The sequence below is a fragment of the Agrobacterium sp. fls2-241-TYG-188a genome (genome assembly GCF_030209845.1).
Genome location: NZ_JARVRD010000007.1, coordinates 66,304 through 86,870, shown reverse-complemented (window position 1 = coordinate 86,870; position 20,567 = coordinate 66,304). Strand labels below are relative to the sequence as shown.

At 57.0% G+C, this 20,567-nt stretch carries 17 protein-coding genes; 3 read left to right on the top strand and 14 right to left on the bottom strand.

Annotated features, from left to right (window positions below; genetic code table 11):
* The 10 genes from ftsY to QRN85_RS19245 form a co-directional block, all read right to left on the bottom strand.
* The gene (ftsY, locus tag QRN85_RS19290; protein WP_284759788.1) at window positions 1-1,446 is read right to left on the bottom strand and encodes a signal recognition particle-docking protein FtsY; all 1,446 of its coding nucleotides are present in this window, start codon (window positions 1,444-1,446) and stop codon (window positions 1-3) included.
* A 20-nt stretch (window positions 1,447-1,466) separates the two neighbouring features.
* Window positions 1,467-2,741, bottom strand: a complete 1,275-nt coding sequence (mtaB, locus tag QRN85_RS19285) for a tRNA (N(6)-L-threonylcarbamoyladenosine(37)-C(2))-methylthiotransferase MtaB (protein WP_284759787.1) — start codon at window positions 2,739-2,741, stop codon at window positions 1,467-1,469.
* Entirely contained in the window at window positions 2,738-3,640 is a 903-nt protein-coding gene (gene dapF / locus QRN85_RS19280) for a diaminopimelate epimerase (protein ID WP_284759786.1), read from the bottom strand. Before dapF ends, mtaB begins: the two co-directional genes overlap by 4 nt.
* Window positions 3,641-3,767: 127 nt before the next feature.
* Window positions 3,768-5,045 (bottom strand): L-fuconate dehydratase, encoded by a 1,278-nt coding sequence (locus QRN85_RS19275; RefSeq protein ID WP_284759785.1) that lies wholly within the window; start codon window positions 5,043-5,045, stop codon window positions 3,768-3,770.
* Window positions 5,046-5,105: 60 nt separating this feature from the next.
* On the bottom strand, window positions 5,106-6,116 hold the full coding sequence (locus QRN85_RS19270; protein ID WP_284759784.1) for a zinc-binding alcohol dehydrogenase family protein: 1,011 nt from the start codon (window positions 6,114-6,116) through the stop codon (window positions 5,106-5,108).
* 3 nt (window positions 6,117-6,119) lie between these two features.
* Complete coding sequence (locus tag QRN85_RS19265; protein ID WP_284759783.1) at window positions 6,120-6,941, bottom strand: amidohydrolase family protein; 822 nt, start codon at window positions 6,939-6,941, stop codon at window positions 6,120-6,122.
* The gene (locus QRN85_RS19260) at window positions 6,938-7,957 is read right to left on the bottom strand and encodes an aldo/keto reductase (RefSeq protein WP_112964425.1); all 1,020 of its coding nucleotides are present in this window, start codon (window positions 7,955-7,957) and stop codon (window positions 6,938-6,940) included. Before QRN85_RS19260 ends, QRN85_RS19265 begins: the two co-directional genes overlap by 4 nt.
* A 67-nt stretch (window positions 7,958-8,024) precedes the next feature.
* The gene (locus QRN85_RS19255; RefSeq protein WP_062589320.1) at window positions 8,025-8,966 is read right to left on the bottom strand and encodes an ABC transporter substrate-binding protein; all 942 of its coding nucleotides are present in this window, start codon (window positions 8,964-8,966) and stop codon (window positions 8,025-8,027) included.
* Window positions 8,967-9,091: 125 nt separating this feature from the next.
* Window positions 9,092-10,114 carry an ABC transporter permease gene (locus QRN85_RS19250; RefSeq protein ID WP_062589239.1) on the bottom strand — a complete coding sequence of 341 codons (1,023 nt, stop codon included), beginning with the start codon at window positions 10,112-10,114 and terminating at the stop codon, window positions 9,092-9,094.
* Entirely contained in the window at window positions 10,104-11,666 is a 1,563-nt protein-coding gene (locus tag QRN85_RS19245; protein ID WP_502870811.1) for a sugar ABC transporter ATP-binding protein, read from the bottom strand. Before QRN85_RS19245 ends, QRN85_RS19250 begins: the two co-directional genes overlap by 11 nt.
* Before the next feature lie 267 nt (window positions 11,667-11,933).
* Between QRN85_RS19245 and QRN85_RS19240 the strand changes: the two genes are divergently transcribed.
* Window positions 11,934-12,626 carry a FadR/GntR family transcriptional regulator gene (locus QRN85_RS19240; RefSeq protein WP_113098366.1) on the top strand — a complete coding sequence of 231 codons (693 nt, stop codon included), beginning with the start codon at window positions 11,934-11,936 and terminating at the stop codon, window positions 12,624-12,626.
* Window positions 12,627-12,653: 27 nt separating this feature from the next.
* Window positions 12,654-14,186 carry a UxaA family hydrolase gene (locus QRN85_RS19235; RefSeq protein WP_502870805.1) on the top strand — a complete coding sequence of 511 codons (1,533 nt, stop codon included), beginning with the start codon at window positions 12,654-12,656 and terminating at the stop codon, window positions 14,184-14,186.
* An 83-nt stretch (window positions 14,187-14,269) separates the two neighbouring features.
* Here the strand turns inward: QRN85_RS19235 and purH are convergent, their stop codons facing one another.
* The 4 genes from purH to htpX form a co-directional block, all read right to left on the bottom strand.
* Entirely contained in the window at window positions 14,270-15,886 is a 1,617-nt protein-coding gene (gene purH, locus QRN85_RS19230) for a bifunctional phosphoribosylaminoimidazolecarboxamide formyltransferase/IMP cyclohydrolase (RefSeq protein ID WP_284759781.1), read from the bottom strand.
* A gap of 146 nt (window positions 15,887-16,032) precedes the next feature.
* Window positions 16,033-17,655, bottom strand: a complete 1,623-nt coding sequence (locus QRN85_RS19225; RefSeq protein WP_284759780.1) for a heparinase II/III family protein — start codon at window positions 17,653-17,655, stop codon at window positions 16,033-16,035.
* Window positions 17,656-17,917: 262 nt separating this feature from the next.
* On the bottom strand, window positions 17,918-19,300 hold the full coding sequence (locus QRN85_RS19220; RefSeq protein ID WP_502870804.1) for an RsmB/NOP family class I SAM-dependent RNA methyltransferase: 1,383 nt from the start codon (window positions 19,298-19,300) through the stop codon (window positions 17,918-17,920).
* Window positions 19,297-20,256: a zinc metalloprotease HtpX gene (gene htpX, locus QRN85_RS19215; protein ID WP_113093169.1), complete on the bottom strand. Its 960-nt coding sequence runs from the start codon at window positions 20,254-20,256 to the stop codon at window positions 19,297-19,299. Before htpX ends, QRN85_RS19220 begins: the two co-directional genes overlap by 4 nt.
* Window positions 20,257-20,359: 103 nt before the next feature.
* Between htpX and QRN85_RS19210 the strand changes: the two genes are divergently transcribed.
* Window positions 20,360-20,560 (top strand): DUF1674 domain-containing protein, encoded by a 201-nt coding sequence (locus QRN85_RS19210; protein WP_062589245.1) that lies wholly within the window; start codon window positions 20,360-20,362, stop codon window positions 20,558-20,560.
* Window positions 20,561-20,567: the final 7 nt, after the last annotated feature.

Sequence of the window (20,567 nt, the reverse complement as noted above, 5' to 3'; positions counted from 1 at the left end):
TCAAACTCCTGCAATCGCTTTGGCGAAATCTTCCGCCTCGAAGGGCTCCAGATCGTCCACGCCTTCGCCAACGCCGATGAAATACACCGGCAGCTTATGCTTTGCAGCAATAGCAACCAGAATGCCACCTCGGGCCGTGCCATCCAATTTTGTCATAATCAGGCCGGAGACACCCGCGACATTCCGGAATATCTCCACCTGGTTCATTGCGTTTTGCCCCGTGGTCGCGTCCAGCGTCTGCAGCACCGTGTGCGGTGCGTCGGGATCGAGCTTGCCAAGCACTCGAACGATCTTCTCGAGCTCGGCCATCAATTCCGTCTTGTTTTGTAAGCGACCGGCCGTATCAATGATGAGGACGTCGCTTTTCCTGGCGCGCGCCTGCTCATAGGCGTCATAGGCGAGACCCGCCGCATCGGCACCGAGCTTGGTTCCGATAAATTCCGAGCCGGTGCGATCCGCCCAGATTTTCAGCTGTTCGATGGCCGCAGCGCGGAATGTATCGCCTGCCGCCAGCATGACCTTCAGGCCAGAGCCGGAGAGCTTGGCGGCCAGCTTGCCGATGGTCGTCGTCTTGCCCGTACCATTGACGCCGACGACGAGGATGACATGCGGCTTGTGCGAAAGATCAAGCTCAAGCGGCTTGGCAACCGGTGCAAGAACCTTGGTAATTTCGCCCGCCATGATCCGGGCGACATCTTCACCGCTGACATCCTTGCCGTAGCGCTCCGAGGACAACGCGCCAGTGATGCGCATGGCTGTCTCGACACCGAGATCGGATTGAATCAGCAGGTCTTCGAGCTCATCCAGCGTATCTTCATCCAGCTTGCGCTTCGTAAAAAGAGCCGAGATCTGGCTGGTGAGTTGCAGCGATGTCCGGGAAAGCCCGGCGCGCAGGCGCTGGAACCAGGTCAACTTCTGCTCGGGTTCTGGCTCTACCGGGTCGATCCGCTCACTTGCGGTGCTGAAGCCCTTCGGAAGAACGGCAGGGGCTGGAATGTCGTCAGTTGCCGTCGCGTCTTCTGCCTCATCGAGCAGCCTGTCCATCGCCGCATCATCCAGCGGCGCGTCGGCTGCTGGCACTGGCTCGTTGAGGTCAGCGCCTTCATCCAGCGCTTGCGCTTCAGCTTGCAGCAGAGACAATGGCACCATGCCCATATCGCCGACTTGTTCCGGCCCGGGCAGAAGCGGCGCGTCTTCGTCTTCGCCGTCGTTGTCTGGACCGTCGCTGGCTTCTTGCTCATCAGGAGAAGGGCCTCCTGCAGTCTCCATTTCAACGGGTAAAACGGGATCTTCTGCCAAAGGCGCGTGCGCTTCGGCTTCTACAAGCACCTGCTCGAATGATGAGGCTTCGCTGACACCCTCAGGCGTGACGTCGCTATCCGGTCTGTCCGTCTCAGCCTTTTCCTTGCCGAACGAAAAAACTTTTTTGATGAAGCCAAGGGCCATGACGTTTCCGCATCTCTCATTCACGCAGCTTGCGCCGCCAGACATTTCATCTCTAGATGGTTTCCGTTGTGCCCCGTAATCACCACCTGCGCAAGGGTGCGTGGCGCAAGTTCGGGCGCCGCGACAAGGGTGAAATTGTCGGTATGGGCAAAGCCGTTATTCTCGACAAGGATGGTCTGGTGACTATCGACCATTCCATCCATATGAGCAGACCGCAACACCTCGGCGCGCTGGCGAAGCCGCGCGGCTCTTTCCTTGATCACGGAGCGATCGAGTTGTGGCATACGGGCTGCAGGCGTGCCGGGACGCGGACTATAGGGAAACACATGCAGGCTGGACAGGCCGCATTCCTCGGCCAGGCTTGCCGCATTCTCAAACATTTCCTCGGTTTCGGTCGGGAAACCGGCGATCATATCCGCGCCAAAGGCAATATCGGGCCTGAGTGCCCTCACGTCGCGACAGAAGCGAGTGGCGTCGCTGCGCATGTGCCGACGCTTCATTCGCTTGAGGATCATGTCATCACCATGCTGGAGAGACAGGTGAAGATGCGGCATGAAGCGGGGCTCGTCGGCGATCAGATCCAGCAAATGCCGGTCGGCCTCGATGCTGTCGATAGACGACAATCTGAGACGCAGGATTTCCGGCACCTGCTTCAACAGCGTCTTTGCGAGATAGCCGAGCGTCGGTTCTCCCGGCAGGTCAGCACCGTAGCTGGTCGCATCGACGCCGGTCAGCACGACCTCTCGATAGCCGTTTTCCGTCAGCTTGCGGGCCTGATCCACCACCGCACCCATCGGCACCGAGCGGGAATTGCCGCGCCCGTAGGGAATGACGCAGAAGGTGCAGCGGTGATCGCAGCCATTCTGCACCTGAATGAAAGCGCGCACGTGCCCGTCAATATGCTTGATCATCTGCGGCGCGGTGGCGCGCACGCTCATGATATCGTTGACGCGCAGCTTCTCTTCCGCCGATACGCCGAAATCGGGAAGGGCGCGGTAGGAAGCGCTCTTCAGCTTTTCCTCATTGCCGAGCACAGCATCGACTTCCGGCATTTCGGCGAAGGTTTCCTTCTCTGTCTGCGCGGCACAGCCCGTGACGATGATACGAGCATGGGGATTTTCGCGCCGCGCACGGCGAATGGCGGAGCGCGCCTGACGCACGGCTTCGCCTGTCACGGCGCAGGTGTTGACCAGCACGGCATTGTTCAGCCCCGCCTTCTCGGCCTCTGCCCGCATCACTTCCGATTCATAGGTGTTGAGGCGGCAGCCGAAGGTTATGACCTCGACGCCGCTCATAGGGCCGCCTTTTCGCCGCCCACGTCGCGCTGCCACGTCCCCGTTTTAGGATCAACGGTTCCGGACCACTCCCATTCCGCAGGTCCGGTCATCACGACATGGTTGTCCTCGCGCCACTCGATTTTAAGCGGGATGCGCACCGGACTGGAGGCGACATCGATTTCGACGGTGCGACCGGTTCGCCCCGTGCGGGCTGCTGAAACGGCGGCAGCACAGGCAGCAGAGCCACATGCGAGCGTTAAGCCTGCGCCGCGCTCGAAGGTACGGGTGCGCAATGCGCCTTCGGATATAACCTGCGCCAAGGTGATATTGGCCTTTTCAGGAAACATTGGATGGCTCTCAAGGAGAGGGCCAAAGCGTTCCAGATCAAAGGTCATCGGATCGCGATCAACCCAGAATACCGCATGCGGGTTGCCCATAGACATGGCGGCGGGCGAGTGCAGGATCGGATCGTCGATCGGTCCAATCTGCAGTTCGATGCGGCTGGTATCGTGAAACTCTTCCGCCAGGGGAATGTCGTTCCAGCGAAAGCGCGGCAATCCCATATCGACGGATATCATTCCGTCTTCATGCTCGGACGCGTTGAGAATGCCAGCGACCGTCTGGAATGTGAAAGCCTTCCTGCCTGTTTCGGAAGCCAGCGCCTGGACAACACAGCGCGTTCCGTTGCCACAGGCCTGCGCCTTGGTGCCATCGCAATTCAAGATATCGATATAGGCATCCGTTCCCTCGATTTTCGGATCATGAATTGCCATGATCTGATCGAAGGCGGTTTCGGCATCGGCGGCCAGCGCAATCGCAGCCTCAGGCGTGACCAGATCCTTGCGTCCGCGCATGTCAATGACCAGGATCTTGTTTCCAAGACCGTTCATCTTCGCAAATTCTACCGTGTTTACCATCATCCTGAACCTGTAAGGGGCAAGTGCGCAGTCTGGCTGGCGCAATTGCCTCTATATGGCGGAAATGGCGGTAAATTACCAGTGCGCGGCAACGATGCTGTCCATGCAGGAATTCGAGCGGCCAGCGCTATCCCGCAAAGGTATAGGCCATGATCGACTCCGGCTTCATTTCGATGGAAAATCCGGGACGTTTCGGTGGCATATAGGCGGCATCCCTAATGTCGCAGGGCTCCAGAAAATGCTCATGCAGGTGATCGACATATTCGATGACGCGTCCCTGTTTGGTTCCCGAGATGACGAGGTAATCGATCATCGACAGGTGCTGGACATATTCACAAAGCCCGACGCCGCCTGCATGTGGCCAGACGGGGAGATCATACTTGGCGGCGATCAGCAGCACCGCCAACACTTCATTCAGTCCACCCATGCGGCAGGAATCGATCTGGACAACATCGATCGCGCCCTCGGCGATGAACTGCTTGAACATGATGCGGTTCTGGCACATTTCGCCGGTTGCCACCTTCACATCTCCAATGGACTGGCGGATCTTGCGGTGACCGGCAATGTCGTCGGGGCTGGTCGGCTCTTCGATGAAAAAGGGCTTTGCAAAGGCAAGCTGGTTGACCCACTCAATCGCCTGATCGACTTCCCAGACCTGATTGGCGTCGATCATCAGATACCGGTCCGGCCCGATGACCTCGCGCGCGATGGTGAGCCGGCGGATGTCGTCGGCCAGATCCCGGCCGACCTTCATCTTGACGTGGTTGAATCCGGCATCAATCGCCTCCTGGCAGAGACGACGCAGCTTCTCGTCATCATAGCCCAGCCAACCGGCAGAGGTCGTATAGCAGGCGTAACCTTCGTTTTTGAGGGTTTCAACACGCTGCGCCTTGCCGCCCTCAGCCTTGCGGAGGATGGCAACAGCCTCATCCCGCGTCAGCACATCCGTGAGGTAACGATAATCAACAATATCTGCGATCTCTTCCGGGCCCATGTCGGCTACCAGTTGCCACACCGGCTTGCCGGCGCTTTTTGCCAAGAGATCCCACACCGCATTCACAACCGCGCCTGTCGCCAGATGCATTGCGCCCTTGTCCGGCCCAATCCAGCGAAGCTGGCTGTCGCTGGTCAGGTGCCGCCAATATTGGCCGGGATTGTCGAGGACCGTTGAGAGCTCGGTGCCGACCACGAGATGACGCATCGCCTCGATAGCCATGCAGCAGATGTCGTTCCCGCGCCCGATGGTGAATGTCAGGCCATGACCCTTCAGGGTCTCGTCGTCCGTATCCAGAATGACATAGGCCGCCGAATAATCGGGGTCCGGGTTCATCGCATCGGAACCATCGAGGCTTTGTGAGGTGGGAAAGCGCAAGTCAAAAACGCGCAGGTCTGTGATTTTGGTCATGGCCGTTTACTCGCGGTCTGGAGGTCATAATTCTGATGCCTGGCAGGCAGGGTGAATGGATCAGGCCACTTCAACCATGCCCTTGATGACGCCAGCTTTCGGGTTCGTCAGGTCAGCAAAACGGGAGGGAACATCGGCAAGCGCCATGCGGTGGGTAATCAAGCTCTCGGGCACGTTGCCCGCACGCTGCGCCGCGAGCACTGTCTGAAAGTCCTCGATCGTCGCATTGCGACTTCCAAGCAGCGTCGTTTCGCGCTTGTGGAATTCCGGGTCGTTGAAGGTGATGTCGCTGGCGACGATGGACACAAGCACATAGGAGCCACCATGGCCAACAAAGGAGAAGCCGCGTTCCATGGCCTTGGGATTGCCCGTGGCATCGAATACCACGTCGAAGAAATCTCCATCGGTGATATCGGAAAGCGCGTCCCTGTCGCCATCGCCCAGCTGGACGATATGGGCGACGCCCAACTGCTCCTTGCAGAAGTCCAGCCGGTCGCTGCGACTGTCGATCATGGTCACGACACCACCGTTCAGCACGGCAAAGACCGCAACCGCCATGCCAATCGGGCCAGCACCGACGATAAGAACGGACTGATCCTTTTCCACCGACGCACGCCGCACCGCGTGCGCGCCAATGGCAAGGAACTCGGTCATCGCCGCCTGGTCGAGACTGAGGCCTTCAGCCTTGAGGACGAATTGCTGAGGTACACTCAGATATTCCACCATGCCGCCGTCACGGTGGACACCCAGGACCCCGATATTGCGGCAGCAATTGCTCTTGCCCTTGATGCAGGCGCTGCACGTTCCGCAAGAAATGTAGGGCATGATGGTGACGACATCACCTGAAGACAACGCGCTACCCTGTGGAGCCTCCTCTACCGTGCCGGAGAGTTCGTGCCCCATGATGCGCGGGTAGGAGAGGTAAGGCTGGTTGCCGGTGAAAATGTGCAGATCTGTTCCGCAAACGCCGATGCGGCGGATGCGCACGAGAACCTCACCTTCGCCACGATGGGGCTTTGGCAGTTCCTTCGCGCTAAGCAGTCCGGGTTTATCGCAAAAAATCGCCAGCATAGGTCACCTGTCAGAAAGAGAATAAAATCGAACGGCATTTGCGCCAAAAATTGCTTCGTGATGGATAGGGGGAATTATGTCCCGGCAGAAATCCAGCCAATCCTGATAGTCGCCAGCCAGACGTAACACCGGCCAGTCACTCCCGAAGATCACACGCTGCGGCCCGAAAAGATCCAGAATGGTTTCAGCGTAAGGACGTACGGCCTCAGGCTTTTGTTCTCCCCGTTCCGTCAATAACCCTGAAAGCTTGCAGTAAACGTTGGGAAGACTTGCCAGCGCCGCCATATCGCGACGCCAGGCACTATAATGCCCGCTGGCAATCAGGGGCTTGGCGCCGTGGTCGATAACGACCGGCAGCGCTGGGTAACGGCGGGCAAAGCGGAGGAGGTCTTCTAGCTGCGCCGGGCGAACCAGTGCATCGAAGACAAGATTGCTCTTGATCAGGGCCGTGATGGCAGGTTCTAGCTCAGCGTCACAGATCCAGCCTATGTCTGCAATGTCCTGCAGCATGGGTCGAACACCCTTGAAGGCCGGATGGGACGAACGGTGCGCTATCTGCTCCGGCGCATCCTCGGCTCTCAGGTCTACCCAGCCGACAACAGCCTTGATGAAGCTATGGCCGTCCGCCAGGTCCAGCATGAAGTCGGTGTCGGCATCCGTCTCCATTGTCTGCACCAGCACCGTTCCCTCCACCCCGGCCTTTCCGATCAGCGGCAGGAGGTCGTCGGGCAGAAAGTCACGGTAGATCGCGTCCAGAGACGCGGGCGGCCATTGGCCATCACGGTCCTTAAGACGCCAGAAATGCTGGTGGGCATCGATGATCATGATGACGCCCTGGCCCGTGGTACGGGTGCCCCTTCGGCAATCAATCCCCGCTTCTCCAGTTCGCTCCAGAACTCGGCGGGAATGTCCTGCTCAAACCATTCAATGTTTGAGGAGAGCTGGGCCGCGTTACGCGCGCCGGAAACAACCGTGACGCAGGCAGGGTGCGCCAACGGGAATTGCAATGCGGCAGCTTGCAGCGAAACCCCCATTTCATCGCAGGCGTCATGCAGGGCATCGACCTTTGCAAGGATATCGGAGGGCGCATCGGCATAGTTGAACTTGCGATTTCCCGCGAGGATTCCGGAATTGAAGGCACCGGCTGCGACGATGGCGACGCCCCGCGCTGCACAGGTATCCATGAAAGTCAGGCTATCCTGCTCCAGCAGCGTATAGCGACCGGCAAGCATCGCCACGTCGATATCGAAAATCTCCATAGCATCACGGACGACTTCCCATTCGTTGACGCCCAACCCGACGGCGCCGGTGGAGCCTTCATCCCGAAGTTTCGCAAGCGCCTTGAAGCCTCCGCCACTCGTCAACTGGTCCCAGTAATGCGCGTGCCTGTCCCCATGTGTGACGGTACCGATGTCGTGAATGTAAAGAATATCCGGCTTCAGAATGCCAAGACGCTGCTGACTGGCCTCAAAGGACCGGAGAATTCCGTCATAGGAATAATCATAGGCCGGGCGGAAGGGCAGGGGGGCGACATAGGCATCTTCCTCCGGGCCTACCGTATCATCCGGCACCATGACACGTCCAACCTTGGTGCTCAGCGTATAATCTGAACGCTCATGCTCCGTCACCATGGTGCCGAGGCGACGCTCCGAGCGGGTGTAGCCGTAAAAGGGAGCCGTATCGAAATATCGTATCCCGTGTTCCCAGGCCGTATCGAAAGCACCTTTCGATTCTTCATAGGGCGTAACGCGGTACAGGTTTCCCATTTGCGCGCAACCAAGGCCCATGACCGTGACATCCACATCCCGGCGCGGAATTTTACGTTTTTCGGAGACTTTCATCGCGCTACTCTCACATCTGGATCAGGGCAGGGAGAGCGACCGCAGTCGCCCTCCCAAGGTTTGTTGTTTAGTAAAGGACGTTCTTGGCTTCCGGCTTGTCGATATTGTCCTTCGTGACAACGACGACGCCGGTATCGACGAACTTCTCGACCTTTTCCTTTTTGATGAGCTTGGTGACGGTTTCCACGCCCTTTTCGCCCATCTGGTACGAGCCCTGAACGACGATGCCAGCCAACGTTCCGTCCTTGACGAAGCCCTGCAGATCCTGATTGCCGTCGAAGCCCATGGCAACGACTTTTCCTGCCTTTCCGGATTGCGCCAGAGCGCGACCGACACCGATGGCCGTCGGTTCATTTGCGCCAAAGATGCCCTTGAGATCAGCATTGGCGGCCAGAACGTCTGTCGTCTGGTTCAGGGCGGTGGCCATCTGCGACTGCGAGTAGTAGGGGCCAACGATCTCAAGCTTCGAATTGGCCTTGATATAGTCAGTGAAACCGCCAACGCGGCCGATTTCAGAGCCGGCACCGGCGACATAGGACATGACGGCAATCTTGCCTTCCTTGCCAACCTTCTCGATCAGTGCCTGAGCCGCCAGTTCACCCGCCTTCTTGTTATCGGTGGCAAGGAACGACTGGTAATACTGCTCGGCACCCTTGGCGAGCTGCGAGTCGACAATCACAACAGGGATACGGGCTTCCCACGCTTTCTTGACGGCTGGGACAAGTGCGTCAGGATCGGAAGGGGCAAGCACGATGCCGGACACCTTTCGGTTGACGGCATTTTCGACCATATTGACCTGATCTGCGATGGCGGATTCCGACGCCGGGCCCTGGAAGGTCATGGTGTTGCCGGATGAGTTTTTCATCGCCGCATCTGCGCCCTTCTGGACGTTCTGCCAGAAGGTGGAATTGACGGTCTTGACGATGACGGCGATTTCGCCAGCCTGCACGGTCGAGACGCTCCATAGAGCGATAACCGACGTCAAAAGGGCAGTTGTCAGTCTTTTCATGATGTCCTCCATAGTACCGGCAGGCGATATCTCCTCGTCGCGCGCCGGTCATCCCGCGGAATGGGTCCGCACCCTCTCATATGTTTCTCTTCTCGCGAAAGAGACCATACGCCATCAAAACTGCGTCAGCGGCGGTTACGGAGCTGGTCGATCCAGACCGTACCGAGAATGACGAGACCGATGATGATCTGCTGTGTGAAGGCGGAAACGCCGTTCATATTAAGGCCATTGCGCAGGATGCCGATAACGAAAGCGCCGATTGCGGTACCGGAAATGGTACCCACACCGCCAATCAGCGAGGTGCCGCCGATTACGGCACTGGCAATCGCGTCGAGCTCGTACATGACACCCTCATTGGGCTGGGCGGTGACAAGGCGCGACATCAGAACGCAGCCCGTCAGCCCGGCAAGCGTGCCGGAAAGCACGTAGGTGAAGTTGGTCACACGGGCAACATTGACACCCGACAGACGCGCCGCTTCGGCATTCGAGCCAACCGCATAGATGTGACGCCCCAGCACGGATCGGTTGAGCATGAAGGCCACCGCAATGGCGATGACGATCATCAATATGACCGGATAGGGAATGCCGGGAAAGACGACATTCGGGAAACCATCATCACCAATGGTCACCACCTTGAAAAGCGAACCGTTGCCGAGTTCGCCAAAGGATTCTCCAAGGCCAGACACGGCGCGGGCGCCGGTGATCTGCAGGGCAACGCCACGTGCAATCAGCATCATGCCAAGAGTGGCGATAAAGGGTGGCAGCTTGAAGCGCGTGACCAGCACTCCGTTGATCAGGCCACACAGGGAACCGGTCAGGATACCAAAGAACATGCCGACGGGAACCGGCATCCCCAGTTCCTTGACCGCCAGCGCCGCAACGACACCCGCCAATGCCAGAACCGAACCAACCGAGAGATCGATCCCTCCGGTAATGATGACGCATGTCGCACCGATACCAAGAAGGGCAATCGACGTTACCTGCAGCGCTATCGTCATGGCGTTGTTGACGGTAAAAAACGCATCGCTGGTGGCGGAAAACACCATTGTCAGCACGACAAGACTGCCAAGGGCCGCAAATTTCTGGATGATATCCTTCTGCCGATCGCTGAAGGAGAAGCTCTTTGGCGCGGGCGTATTATCTGACATGTCTGTCTCCGCTGCTATAGCCGGAGGCATAGCGCATGATTTCTTCCTGATTGGTCCTGGCCGTTTCAACGATGCCGGTAATTCGGCCCTCGTGAAAAACGGCAATGCGGTCCGTGAGGCCAAGCACTTCCGGCAACTCCGAACTGATGAGAATGACGCCGATGCCTTTGGCGGCAAGTTCGTCCATGATCTTGTAGATTGCGAACTTCGCGCCAACATCGATGCCGCGGGTCGGTTCATCGAAAAACAGGATGCGTGATTGCCGAAACAGCCATTTGCCGATGATGATCTTCTGCTGGTTGCCACCCGACAACAGCCGGACAGTCTGCTTTATCGACGGGGTCCGGATGTTGAGAAGATCGACATAACGCCTGGCGGCATCATCGTGTTTCTTGAAATCGATAAGGCCGAAGCGGTTGGAGACTGCATCCATGTTGGCGAGCGACGTGTTGGCGGCCACCGACATCTTGATTGCAAGACCATCGCTTTTGCGATCCTCCGAAAGATAGGCAATTCCTTCGGCGATGGCGTCCTGCGGTGATGAGATGGCAAGCTCACGACCTTCGAATGTAATTGTGCCGGCATCAAATCCATCTGCACCGAAGATAGCCCTTGCCACCTCCGTGCGGCCCGCGCCCATCAATCCGGCGAAGCCAAGAATTTCTCCGCGCCTCAGATCGAAGCTGATATCGTGGAACACACCCTTCCGGCTCAGACCCTTTACCGAAAATATCACGTCATCCGATGGTTTCGACATCCGCTCCGGGAACTTCTCTTCAAGAGAACGTCCCACCATGCGCGTCACGATATCGTCCACCGTCACGGCCGAAAAATCGTCCGTCGAAATATAGCGGCCATCCCGCAAGATGGTCACCCGGTCGACGATCTCTGCCATTTCATCAAGGCGATGCGAGATATAGACGATGCCGACGCCTGAGGCCTTGAGGTCCCTGATGACCTTGAAAAGCAGCCGGGTTTCCTGCTCTGTCAGGGAGGAGGTTGGCTCATCCATGATGAGAACCTCGGCATTGAGCGACAGTGCCTTGGCGATTTCCACCATCTGGCACTGGGCCACGGAAAGGCCTCGGACCAACTGGTCGGGATCAAGATCGATGCCGAGACGGCGCAGACACCGGCTTGCATCCGCCCGCAGTTTTTTTCGATCAACCAGAAACCCGCGTCTGGGCTCACGTGCGAGATAGATGTTCTCGGCGATGCTGAGATGGGGGACGAGATTGAGTTCCTGGTGGATGATGGCGATGCCCGCGGCTTCCGACTCCAGCGGAGACGCATACTGAACCGCACGCCCCTTGTGCAGGATTGTACCGCTGGTCGGCTGATAGACGCCGCTGACAATCTTCATGAGGGTGGACTTGCCAGCACCATTTTCGCCGCAGATGGCGTGAACCTCGCCAGATCGAAGATCGAAATGCACATCGCTCAAGGCTTTGACGCCCGGAAACTCCTTGCTGATATTCTCAAGCTGGAGCAGGACGCGGCCGTGCTCGAGGTGCGACTGCGCGCTCCCGGAGGAATCCAGATTGACAGAGATGTCCTGCGACAAATGATACCCTCCCGGAAATGCCTCAACTCCACCCAAGGCATTTCTAATGTGCGAAATGGTTAGGCCGCTTTTGAAATTTGGTCAAGCCAATTTGGCAGATGATTGTGATTTGAACTCATAGACAGGGTCGGAAGGTTTTGGAGATAAAAAATTACCTATTGAATTTCAATCGGATAAACATTTCCTTGCGTGTTTTCATTTCAATGAATACGGTAAGGCCACTCGGCAGTCTCAAAGAGCCATCGAAAGAAATTTATGACTGGTCAGGCCAAAACACCGGAGCCTAGAAGGCTCTATCAGCAAATTGCAGATCAGATACGAGAACTGGTCGATGGCGGCGAGTTCGCGCCAGGTGCCCGCTTGCCACCCGAGCGCGAGCTTGCGCAGAGGCTCGGGGTTTCGAGACCATCGCTGCGAGAGGCATTGATTGCGCTCGAAATTGACGGCAGCGTCGAAATCCGGATGGGGTCAGGCGTCTATGTTTCCGTGCAGCCACCGGAGGTCCGCTCTGGCACGAAGTCGCTGGGGGAAAGCCCATCCGAATTGATGCAGGCGAGGGCTGCGCTGGAGGGCGCTTCCGTCCAATTGGCGTCAAGCCGCATCACGCCCGCAGCCATGGAAAATCTGCGAGCGACGCTGGACGCCATGCGCCACGAGATCGATGCAGGGCGCAAACCTCTCGATCAGGACCGCCAGTTCCATGTGATCATTGCCGAACAGTCTGGCAACGGCGTTCTGGCGAGACTGGTGGAGAATCTGTTTGATGAACGCCACAGCCCAATTTCCGCGCAATTTCGGGTGAAGTTCGAAGACAAGAACACCTGGATTTTTGCCTTGCAGGAGCACGAGGCCATATTGGCCGCGCTCGAAGCACGAGACCCGCTGCTGGCGCAGGCCGCCATGCATCTGCATCTGGACAGTTCCAGACGCAGATGGGTCGAGAACTGATCGATGAATGACGAGGGAGGAAACCGCGTGACCGAGAACTCAGAGGCAACCATTTTGCTCAACACGCGCGACAATGTCGCGGTGGCGCGCCGCTCCATTCCAGCCGGAGGGGAAACGGGCAGGAATGGCCTGAAGGCTTTGGATCTAATCGGACGCGGCCATAAGGTTGCCCTGAAGACGATAGGTATCGGCGAAGAGGTGTTGAAATATGGCCAGGTAATCGGCGTGGCTACGCAGGACATCGAGGCCGGGCGGCTTGTTCACCTGCACAACCTCGCCATGGTGCCCTCGGAACATGCCCACCATTTCAGCGTCGATATTGAAGAAAAGGGAATGTTGCCGCTTGCTCAAAGGCGCACCTTCATGGGCTTTGACCGCGGGGCAGGTGGCGTCGGCACGCGCAACTACATCGGCGTCATTGCCTCCGTGAACTGTTCCGCGACCGTCTCGCGCTACATAGCAGATTATTTCAACCGCGATGGCGGTCTGGATGGCTATGACAACATCGATGGCGTTGTGGCGCTGACGCATGGCAGCGGTTGTGCGATCAATACAAAATCCGAGGGTTACCGACTTCTGATCCGCACGATCCAGGGATACGCCCGCCACCCGAATTTTGGCGGCATTCTGCTGATTGGATTGGGATGTGAAACCAACCAGATCGCGCCGATCCTAGAGCACTACAAAATGGAAGAGGGTGTCCGCCTTCGCACCATGACAATCCAGCAGCATGGTGGCACCCGCAAAACCATCGATGCCGCCATCGCCCATATCAAGGAAATGCTGCCCGGTGTGAATGCCGCGCAAAGAAGCGAACAACCCTTGTCTGCCCTGAAGGTGGCGCTGGAATGCGGAGGCTCCGACGGCTATTCCGGGATATCGGCCAATCCGGCACTTGGATATGCCTCCGATCTGATCGTCCGTAATGGCGGCACCACCGTTCTGGCAGAAACACCCGAAATCTACGGTGCCGAGCATCTGCTGACGCGCCGAGCAGCAACACCTGCAGTCGCGGAAAAACTTCTGCAACGGATCGATTGGTGGCGAGACTATACGGCTCGCAACGGCGACGAGTTGAACAATAATCCCTCGCATGGAAACAAGCTGGGCGGATTGACAACAATCCTCGAAAAATCACTTGGCGCCGTGGCCAAGGGCGGCTCCATGCCGCTGAAGGCCGTCTATGAATTCGCGGAGACAGTCACGGAACCAGGTTTTGTCTTCATGGACACCCCGGGCTACGACCCTGTGGCCGTAACGGGGCAGGTTGCCGGAGGATGCAACGTCATCTGTTTTACCACGGGACGTGGTTCTGTTTCAGGCTTCAAACCAGCCCCCTGCATCAAGATTGCCACCAACTCCGAAATGTTCGAGCACATGCGGGAAGACATGGACATCAACTGCGGAGAGATCGTAACTGGCAACGAGACGATAGAAGAATCCGGCGAAAGAATTTTCGAGCACATCATTGCCGTCGCCTCGGGAGATAAGACAGTCAGTGAAATCTATGACTACGGCGACAATGAATTCGTGCCGTGGCAGGTCGGAGCCGTCACCTGAATTGTGTCTCACGTGAAACCATGAAAAATGCCGCCGTGATCTCCAAATCAACGGCGGCATTTTTTCATTGGGCTAGGTATCAATCAATGGCGGAAATGACGCATACCGGTAAAGACCATCGCGACATCATGCTCGTTGGCCGCATCAATGACGTCCTGGTCACGCATTGAGCCGCCCGGCTGGATAACAGCCGTTGCGCCCGCGGCAATTGCGGCCAGCAGGCCATCCGCAAATGGATAGAATGCTTCGGACGCCACAGCGGAACCCTTGGTCAGCGGCTCTGCAAGGCCCATGGCTTTCGCCGCATCTTCGGCCTTTTGCGCTGCAATTCGCGCGGAGTCGATACGGCTCATCTGGCCGGCACCGATACCTGCGGTCTGGCCGTTCTTGGCGTATATCACCGCGTTGGACTTCACGTGCTTGGCAATCTTGAAGGCGAACTTCATGTCTTCAAGCTCTTGCGGTGTCGGTGCACGCTTGGTGACGACCTTCAAATCGAGGTCTTCCACCATGCCATTGTCGCGGCTTTGGACCAGAAGCCCGCCAGAAACGGTCTTGGCGGTGATGCCGGGAGAGCGCGCGTCAGGCAGCCCACCTGCCGACAGAAGCCTGAGGTTGGGCTTGCGAGCAACAATCAGCTTTGCTTCTTCGGTCACGTCAGGGGCGATGATGACCTCGGTAAAGAGCTGGATGATTTCCTCGGCCGTCTCAGCGTCAAGCGTGCGGTTGAGCGCGATCACCCCGCCGAAGGCCGAGACGGGGTCGCAAGCGAGCGCCCGCTTATAGGCTTCCAGAAGAGTGCTGCCCGTCGCCACGCCGCAAGGGTTGGCGTGTTTGATGATTGCCACTGCGGGCGCAGACTCCGGCAAAAACTCGGCAACGAGTTCATAGGCTGCGTCGGTGTCGTTGATATTGTTGTAGGAGAGTTGCTTGCCCTGCAACAGCGTGGCTGTTGCCACACCCGGCCGCTTTTCACCCGTGAGGTAAAAACCCGCACTCTGATGCGGATTTTCACCGTAGCGCATCTTCTCTTTCAAGACGCCGCCGATGGCGCGATAATGTGGAGTTTCGATCTTGAGAGCATCGGCAAACCAGTTTGAAATTGCCGCATCGTAAGCTGCGGTGCGCGCATAGGCTTTCGCAGCAAATGTCTGACGCAAAGCATAGCTTGTCTGGCCATCGTCGGACTGAAGAGCCTCAAGCAGTGCAGGATAATCAGACGGATCGGTGATCACGGTGACATAGGCGTGGTTCTTTGCCGAGGCGCGGATCATGGCAGGGCCGCCAATATCGATATTTTCGACTGTGGTGGGATAATCGCCGCCCTTGGCCCGGACGTCTTCAAAGGGATAGAGGTTGATGACCGCAAGATCGATGCCTTCTATTCCATGCGCACGCATGGCTTCCACATGTTCTGCGTCATCACGAATGGCGAGAAGGCCGCCATGAACAGCCGGGTGCAACGTCTTTACCCTCCCATCCATGATCTCCGGAAAATTGGTAATGTCGGAAACATCCGTTACTGGCAGGCCCGCATCGGCGATGGCCTTGGATGTCCCGCCGGTGGACAGCAGCTTGACGCCGAGCTTGATCAAGGTACTGGCCAGCTCGATGATATCGGTCTTGTCTGAAACAGATAGCAGAGCAGTGCGGATCTTGACTTTATCTGGGGCGGGAATCTTCTTTGAAACGACAGCCATCGGGAAACTCCGTGATGCGGAAAGGACCGGCCGGAGACACGCCTCCAGCGATAGCCGCCGCGTTAGCACAGCTTTGTCGAATAATAAACAGAGCCGACGGTCCAAGCTGCAATTCATGCAGGTATGTGCATGGCCTTTGCGGAGGCTTAAACCCGTCGCTCTATGAGCCAGCGGATGTCAACGCTGCCTGTGACCATGCAGGAAATTTCTATCTGCTGAGAAGGACGAACACCCGAAGCATGCGCCATGAACACATCATCGGCAATGGAGAGGACATGTCCTGGAGCCACAAGAACCCAACTTGTCCCGTCCGTTGCCCGCATCATGACAGACTCCTCATCGAGAGAAACCAGTTCGACGGAGGGGTGAATGTGAAACCGACAGACGACCTCATCCGAAACCGACAGACGTTTCGGGTCGTCATGCTGGGCCTGCACCAGGTCGCGTCCCTTTATCTTGCTCCCATCGGCATTCAACTCGATCTGACGCTGATGGATATATCCAAAGCTCTTGAGATAGCCGTCATGCGACGCTGTAAGGATGTCGGAGCCTTTAACATCTGTTTCACGGGTTGCCGTAACGTCGGTGACGCCCGGATACATGATTGGCCCAAATAGGCTGGATCGGGAAATACGAGAGGATGAGGTGTCGTTAATGGTGATTGTGGAATGAGCTGCAGTGGATCGGCTTGCGCGCTGGAATGCGGGGGCTGCGAAAGCTGGATAACCCGAGTTCACAATAAATCGGCTTCTGCCGGACGAGAATTCGAAAGACAGGCAACCACAATGCGTACCCTTCGAGAGCTCAAGACGCGACGGGATTCCGGTATCGACCAGTATTGACGTATCACCAACCGAAAGCCTCTGGTAGCCTATGTCAGGCAAAGTACGGGAGGGTCGCCCGGATGTCTCATCATATCGCAGCACAGATGCGAGCTCATTCGCAAGAGTTGCTGTAGAACCGTTGAAAAGCGCAAGGTCGCCATCCTGATGTCGAAAGAAGCGGATAGCAGGAAACATGCGATCAATAGCCGGCACAAGACCGGGTGGTACATCATGTCCCAGATTGATGTAGCTTTGTCTTAAAGGCAGAAGATCGAGCAGAAGATCCAGCATGATGCGAGGATTGCGCGAGATATGCCCGCCATCCGGCAATATCTGCCGCTCCAGTTCCTTATCAAGCTTCATGCCATGGCGGGCAATTCTCGATGGCCGGTTGGGTAACGAAATAGATGCCATGGCAAGGGCAATGCGGGTTTTGAGCCGCGTTTCGCCATCTGGAGCGTGCTTCGCAATAAGGCTCAGATAGCGCACATGAAAGCCGAGGCTCTTCAGAAATCGTCGATAGAAGCCCGCATCCGCGGTTTGCAGAATAACCGGGGAGTGAGACAGCCAGGCGATCAATCTCTCAGCGACGATTTCACTCTTCCAGGCCGCACCGACAATTCTGCGTCCATGTCCAGCCATCCAGTCGGAAACGAGAATACGCGCGCGAACAGACGCTTCTTCAGATTTACTGGCCCTGACATGACGAAGCCAACCAAAAGCATGGAGCGCTTCCTCGAATTCCGGCGTTGGCATGTCCACTGTAAAAGGCGACACTCCGCCGGTTTCCAAGATGCGCCCTGCCAACGCGATGCGACCGCGCACGAGTTCTTCGGCTATATAGGGGTCGACGGCATGGAGATCGGTCGGGGCTGCTACCAGGCCCGTGGGCGTCCGATCCGTGAGTGTGAAAAATCGTATACGCAAAGGCGCAATACCAATCATGGTACTGTTCCAGAGGATGCGCAAAAACAACCTCGCAACACCGAAGCCGCTCTTCAGGGAGCCTACCAAACCTGTAATTCCCGTTTACGCAAGGACTTGTGGTATTTCAGATGATTACGGCTGCCAGGCAGCATTTGACAAGTCATTCAATCTTTCATGAAAAGCTTCATGTTTCGTTAACGGAGAAACCTACAGCTGCCCCACGCGGGTGCCGCGTGCGGGTACCAAACACCAAAAATGGCTATCGGAATCCGAGACCTACTTACCGTCTGCGCAAAAGGCTCGCGTAAAAGCCATCGACACCCCCGAACATATCTGGCGTCGTTCTCATATCGCCACTCGCGTCAATGGCACATGCCATTTCAGGAAAGGCAGAGGACGACAGCGGGATACGTTCGAGCGTCTTCTCGCTTTTGAGAACTTTGGCCACCATCTCTTCGCCTTCCGAGGGATCAAGCGAGCAATTGGAGAAGGCAATGATGCCACCCGGCTTCACAAGCGTGATAGCATGGCGCAGCATCTGCTCCTGAAGGGCTGCCAGTTTTGCAATATCGGCGGCATCCTTTGTCCAGCACACGTCCGGATGCTTGCGCAATGTGCCTGTGGAAGAGCAGGGCGCATCAAGCAGGACCGCATCGAACAACTCATCAGGTTGAAATTTCAACATGTTGAGCTCAATCGTTTCGGCGTTAAGCTTCAATCGTTTGAGATTTTCGCGCAGGCGGCGAAGGCGATTTCCAGATTGATCGAGAGCGGTAACTTCAGCGCCAGCCAGGATGAGCTGCGCTGTTTTCCCACCCGGCGCGGCACAGAGATCCGCAACGCGTTTCCCCGTCAGATCGCCCATGAGGCGGACAGGCATACTCGCAGAAAAGTCCTGAACCCACCATTCGCCATCATCAAAACCAGGCAGCGCAGAAACTGCACCTTCAAAGGAATTCAGCCTGACACTGCCATTGGGCATGACTTTGCCATTGAGTTTTTCCGCCCAGAAATCAGGATCTGATTTCACCGTGACATCGATGACAGAGGGAATAAGCTGAGCGTCGGATATACGGCTGGCCGCATCGTCGCCATACACCTTCGCCAGTCTCGAATAAAACCAAGCGGGAAGAACGGGAACGGCCGAAATTGACTCGATGACTGTCTGCTTCTCTCGTCCAAGTCGACGCAATACAGCGTTCACAAGTTTGACGAAACGTCTTGCTCGTGGGTCACGATGCGCCTGCTCGACGGCCAGATCCACGGCAGAATGGTCGGGAACATCGAGATAGAGCATCTGCGTCGCACCCACCATAAGCACATGGTGTAGTGAACGTGCGCCTTGCGGAAGTGGCCCGTCAAGAAGGGACGCCAGGGCAGCCTCGATCCGCGGCAGGTGGCGGAGCGCCGTATTGACAATGGCGCGAACCAGCGCGCGGTCCGCCAGGCTCAGTGCGCGATAAGCGGGATTTCCATTTTCCCCGTCCAACATTCCGTCGAGAGATGTTTTCTTGTCGAGAACCGCAGAGATGATTTTGACCGCCGCAACACGCGCAGCAAGTCCGGGCTTCCAATCGGAGTTGGCTTCAGAACCTTCATGCGCCCTGCCAGACTGATTTCGTTTTTGTTGCCTTGCCGGTTTGGCAGGATTGTTCAATGTCAAGACCAAGGCCCTTTGCGATCGCTGTTGCTTCCGCCAGATGCGCCAACTTTGGGCACGGAGCGGGATTTTCGCATCGCTGTACCATCTGATTGACCGTAGGTCGATGGCTGCGTGAATTCCTGCGACATAGCTTGAAGGGCTGCGACCCGGTTTTCCGTATTTGGGTGCGTGGAAAAGAGATTGTCCATCCGCTCGCCGGACAGAGGATTGATGATGAACATATGCGCGGTGGCAGGATTACGCTCCGCATCGTCATTATGGATTTGTCGCGCAGCCCCAGAAATTTTTTGAAGTGCTGATGCCAGCCAAAGAGGGTTGCCACATATCTCTGCGCCGCGTCGGTCGGCGGAATATTCGCGCGTACGGCTTATCGCCATTTGCACCAGCATCGCCGCAAGTGGCGCGACAATCATGGCGACCAGCACACCTATGAAGCCGAGAGGATTGTTGTTTTCCCTGTTTCCTCCGAAGAAGAATGCGAAATTGCCGAGCATCGATATGGCGCCCGCCAGTGTCGCGGTAATCGTCATCGTCAATGTATCGCGGTTCTGAACATGCGCCAGCTCGTGTGCCATGACGCCTGCGACTTCCTGCGGCGTTAGACTTTGCAACAGGCCCGTCGAAGCCGCGACGGCAGCATTTTGCGGATTCCTGCCCGTCGCAAAGGCGTTCGGCTGCGGGCTGTCATAGACATAGACCTTAGGCATCGGCAGACCGGCATTTTGGGAAAGATCTCGGATCATCACGAAGAATTCAGGTGCAGTGCGCTCATCCACCTCCTGGGCGCGATAGGCTTTCAAGACCATTTTGTCCGAATTCCAGTAGGAGAAGAAGTTCATACCTGCGGCAACGAGGAACGCGATCATCATGCCGCCTTTGCCGCCGATGAGAAACCCGATGCCCATGAACAAGGCCGTCATAAACGCCAACAACATGGCCGTACGCATCAAGTTCATCTAAAACGCTCCTTCCAGATATGAAATTGCTTATCAAAGATCAGCACAGCGTATAATCTGGTTACTGAGATACGTTTTTCAATGACTCCATGGACCAGAAGACATGCACGATGCCGACAACGACAACACGGGTGAAAACCCTAGGAAAATCTCGCCAGCAGCACAACGTGCGCTTGATGAGGCTGAGGCCCGACGCTTGAAGGCGAAAGAACTGGAACTGCCGCCAGAAACCGGTGGGCGAGGCGGCGCAGAGCCAGTTCGTTTCGGGGACTACGAAATAAAGGGGCGCGCTATCGACTTTTGATTAAGAG

What these genes read in the sequence shown, in the direction of transcription:
- ftsY (WP_284759788.1), bottom strand. Translation starts at nt 1,446, where the DNA reads ATGGCCCTTGGCTTCATCAAAAAAGTTTTTTCGTTCGGCAAGGAAAAG.
- mtaB (WP_284759787.1), bottom strand. Translation starts at nt 2,741, where the DNA reads ATGAGCGGCGTCGAGGTCATAACCTTCGGCTGCCGCCTCAACACCTAT.
- dapF (WP_284759786.1), bottom strand. Translation starts at nt 3,640, where the DNA reads ATGGTAAACACGGTAGAATTTGCGAAGATGAACGGTCTTGGAAACAAG.
- QRN85_RS19275 (WP_284759785.1), bottom strand. Translation starts at nt 5,045, where the DNA reads ATGACCAAAATCACAGACCTGCGCGTTTTTGACTTGCGCTTTCCCACC.
- QRN85_RS19270 (WP_284759784.1), bottom strand. Translation starts at nt 6,116, where the DNA reads ATGCTGGCGATTTTTTGCGATAAACCCGGACTGCTTAGCGCGAAGGAA.
- QRN85_RS19265 (WP_284759783.1), bottom strand. Translation starts at nt 6,941, where the DNA reads ATGATCATCGATGCCCACCAGCATTTCTGGCGTCTTAAGGACCGTGAT.
- QRN85_RS19260 (WP_112964425.1), bottom strand. Translation starts at nt 7,957, where the DNA reads ATGAAAGTCTCCGAAAAACGTAAAATTCCGCGCCGGGATGTGGATGTC.
- QRN85_RS19255 (WP_062589320.1), bottom strand. Translation starts at nt 8,966, where the DNA reads ATGAAAAGACTGACAACTGCCCTTTTGACGTCGGTTATCGCTCTATGG.
- QRN85_RS19250 (WP_062589239.1), bottom strand. Translation starts at nt 10,114, where the DNA reads ATGTCAGATAATACGCCCGCGCCAAAGAGCTTCTCCTTCAGCGATCGG.
- QRN85_RS19240 (WP_113098366.1), top strand. Translation starts at nt 11,934, where the DNA reads ATGACTGGTCAGGCCAAAACACCGGAGCCTAGAAGGCTCTATCAGCAA.
- purH (WP_284759781.1), bottom strand. Translation starts at nt 15,886, where the DNA reads ATGGCTGTCGTTTCAAAGAAGATTCCCGCCCCAGATAAAGTCAAGATC.
- QRN85_RS19225 (WP_284759780.1), bottom strand. Translation starts at nt 17,655, where the DNA reads ATGATTGGTATTGCGCCTTTGCGTATACGATTTTTCACACTCACGGAT.
- htpX (WP_113093169.1), bottom strand. Translation starts at nt 20,256, where the DNA reads ATGAACTTGATGCGTACGGCCATGTTGTTGGCGTTTATGACGGCCTTG.
- QRN85_RS19210 (WP_062589245.1), top strand. Translation starts at nt 20,360, where the DNA reads ATGCACGATGCCGACAACGACAACACGGGTGAAAACCCTAGGAAAATC.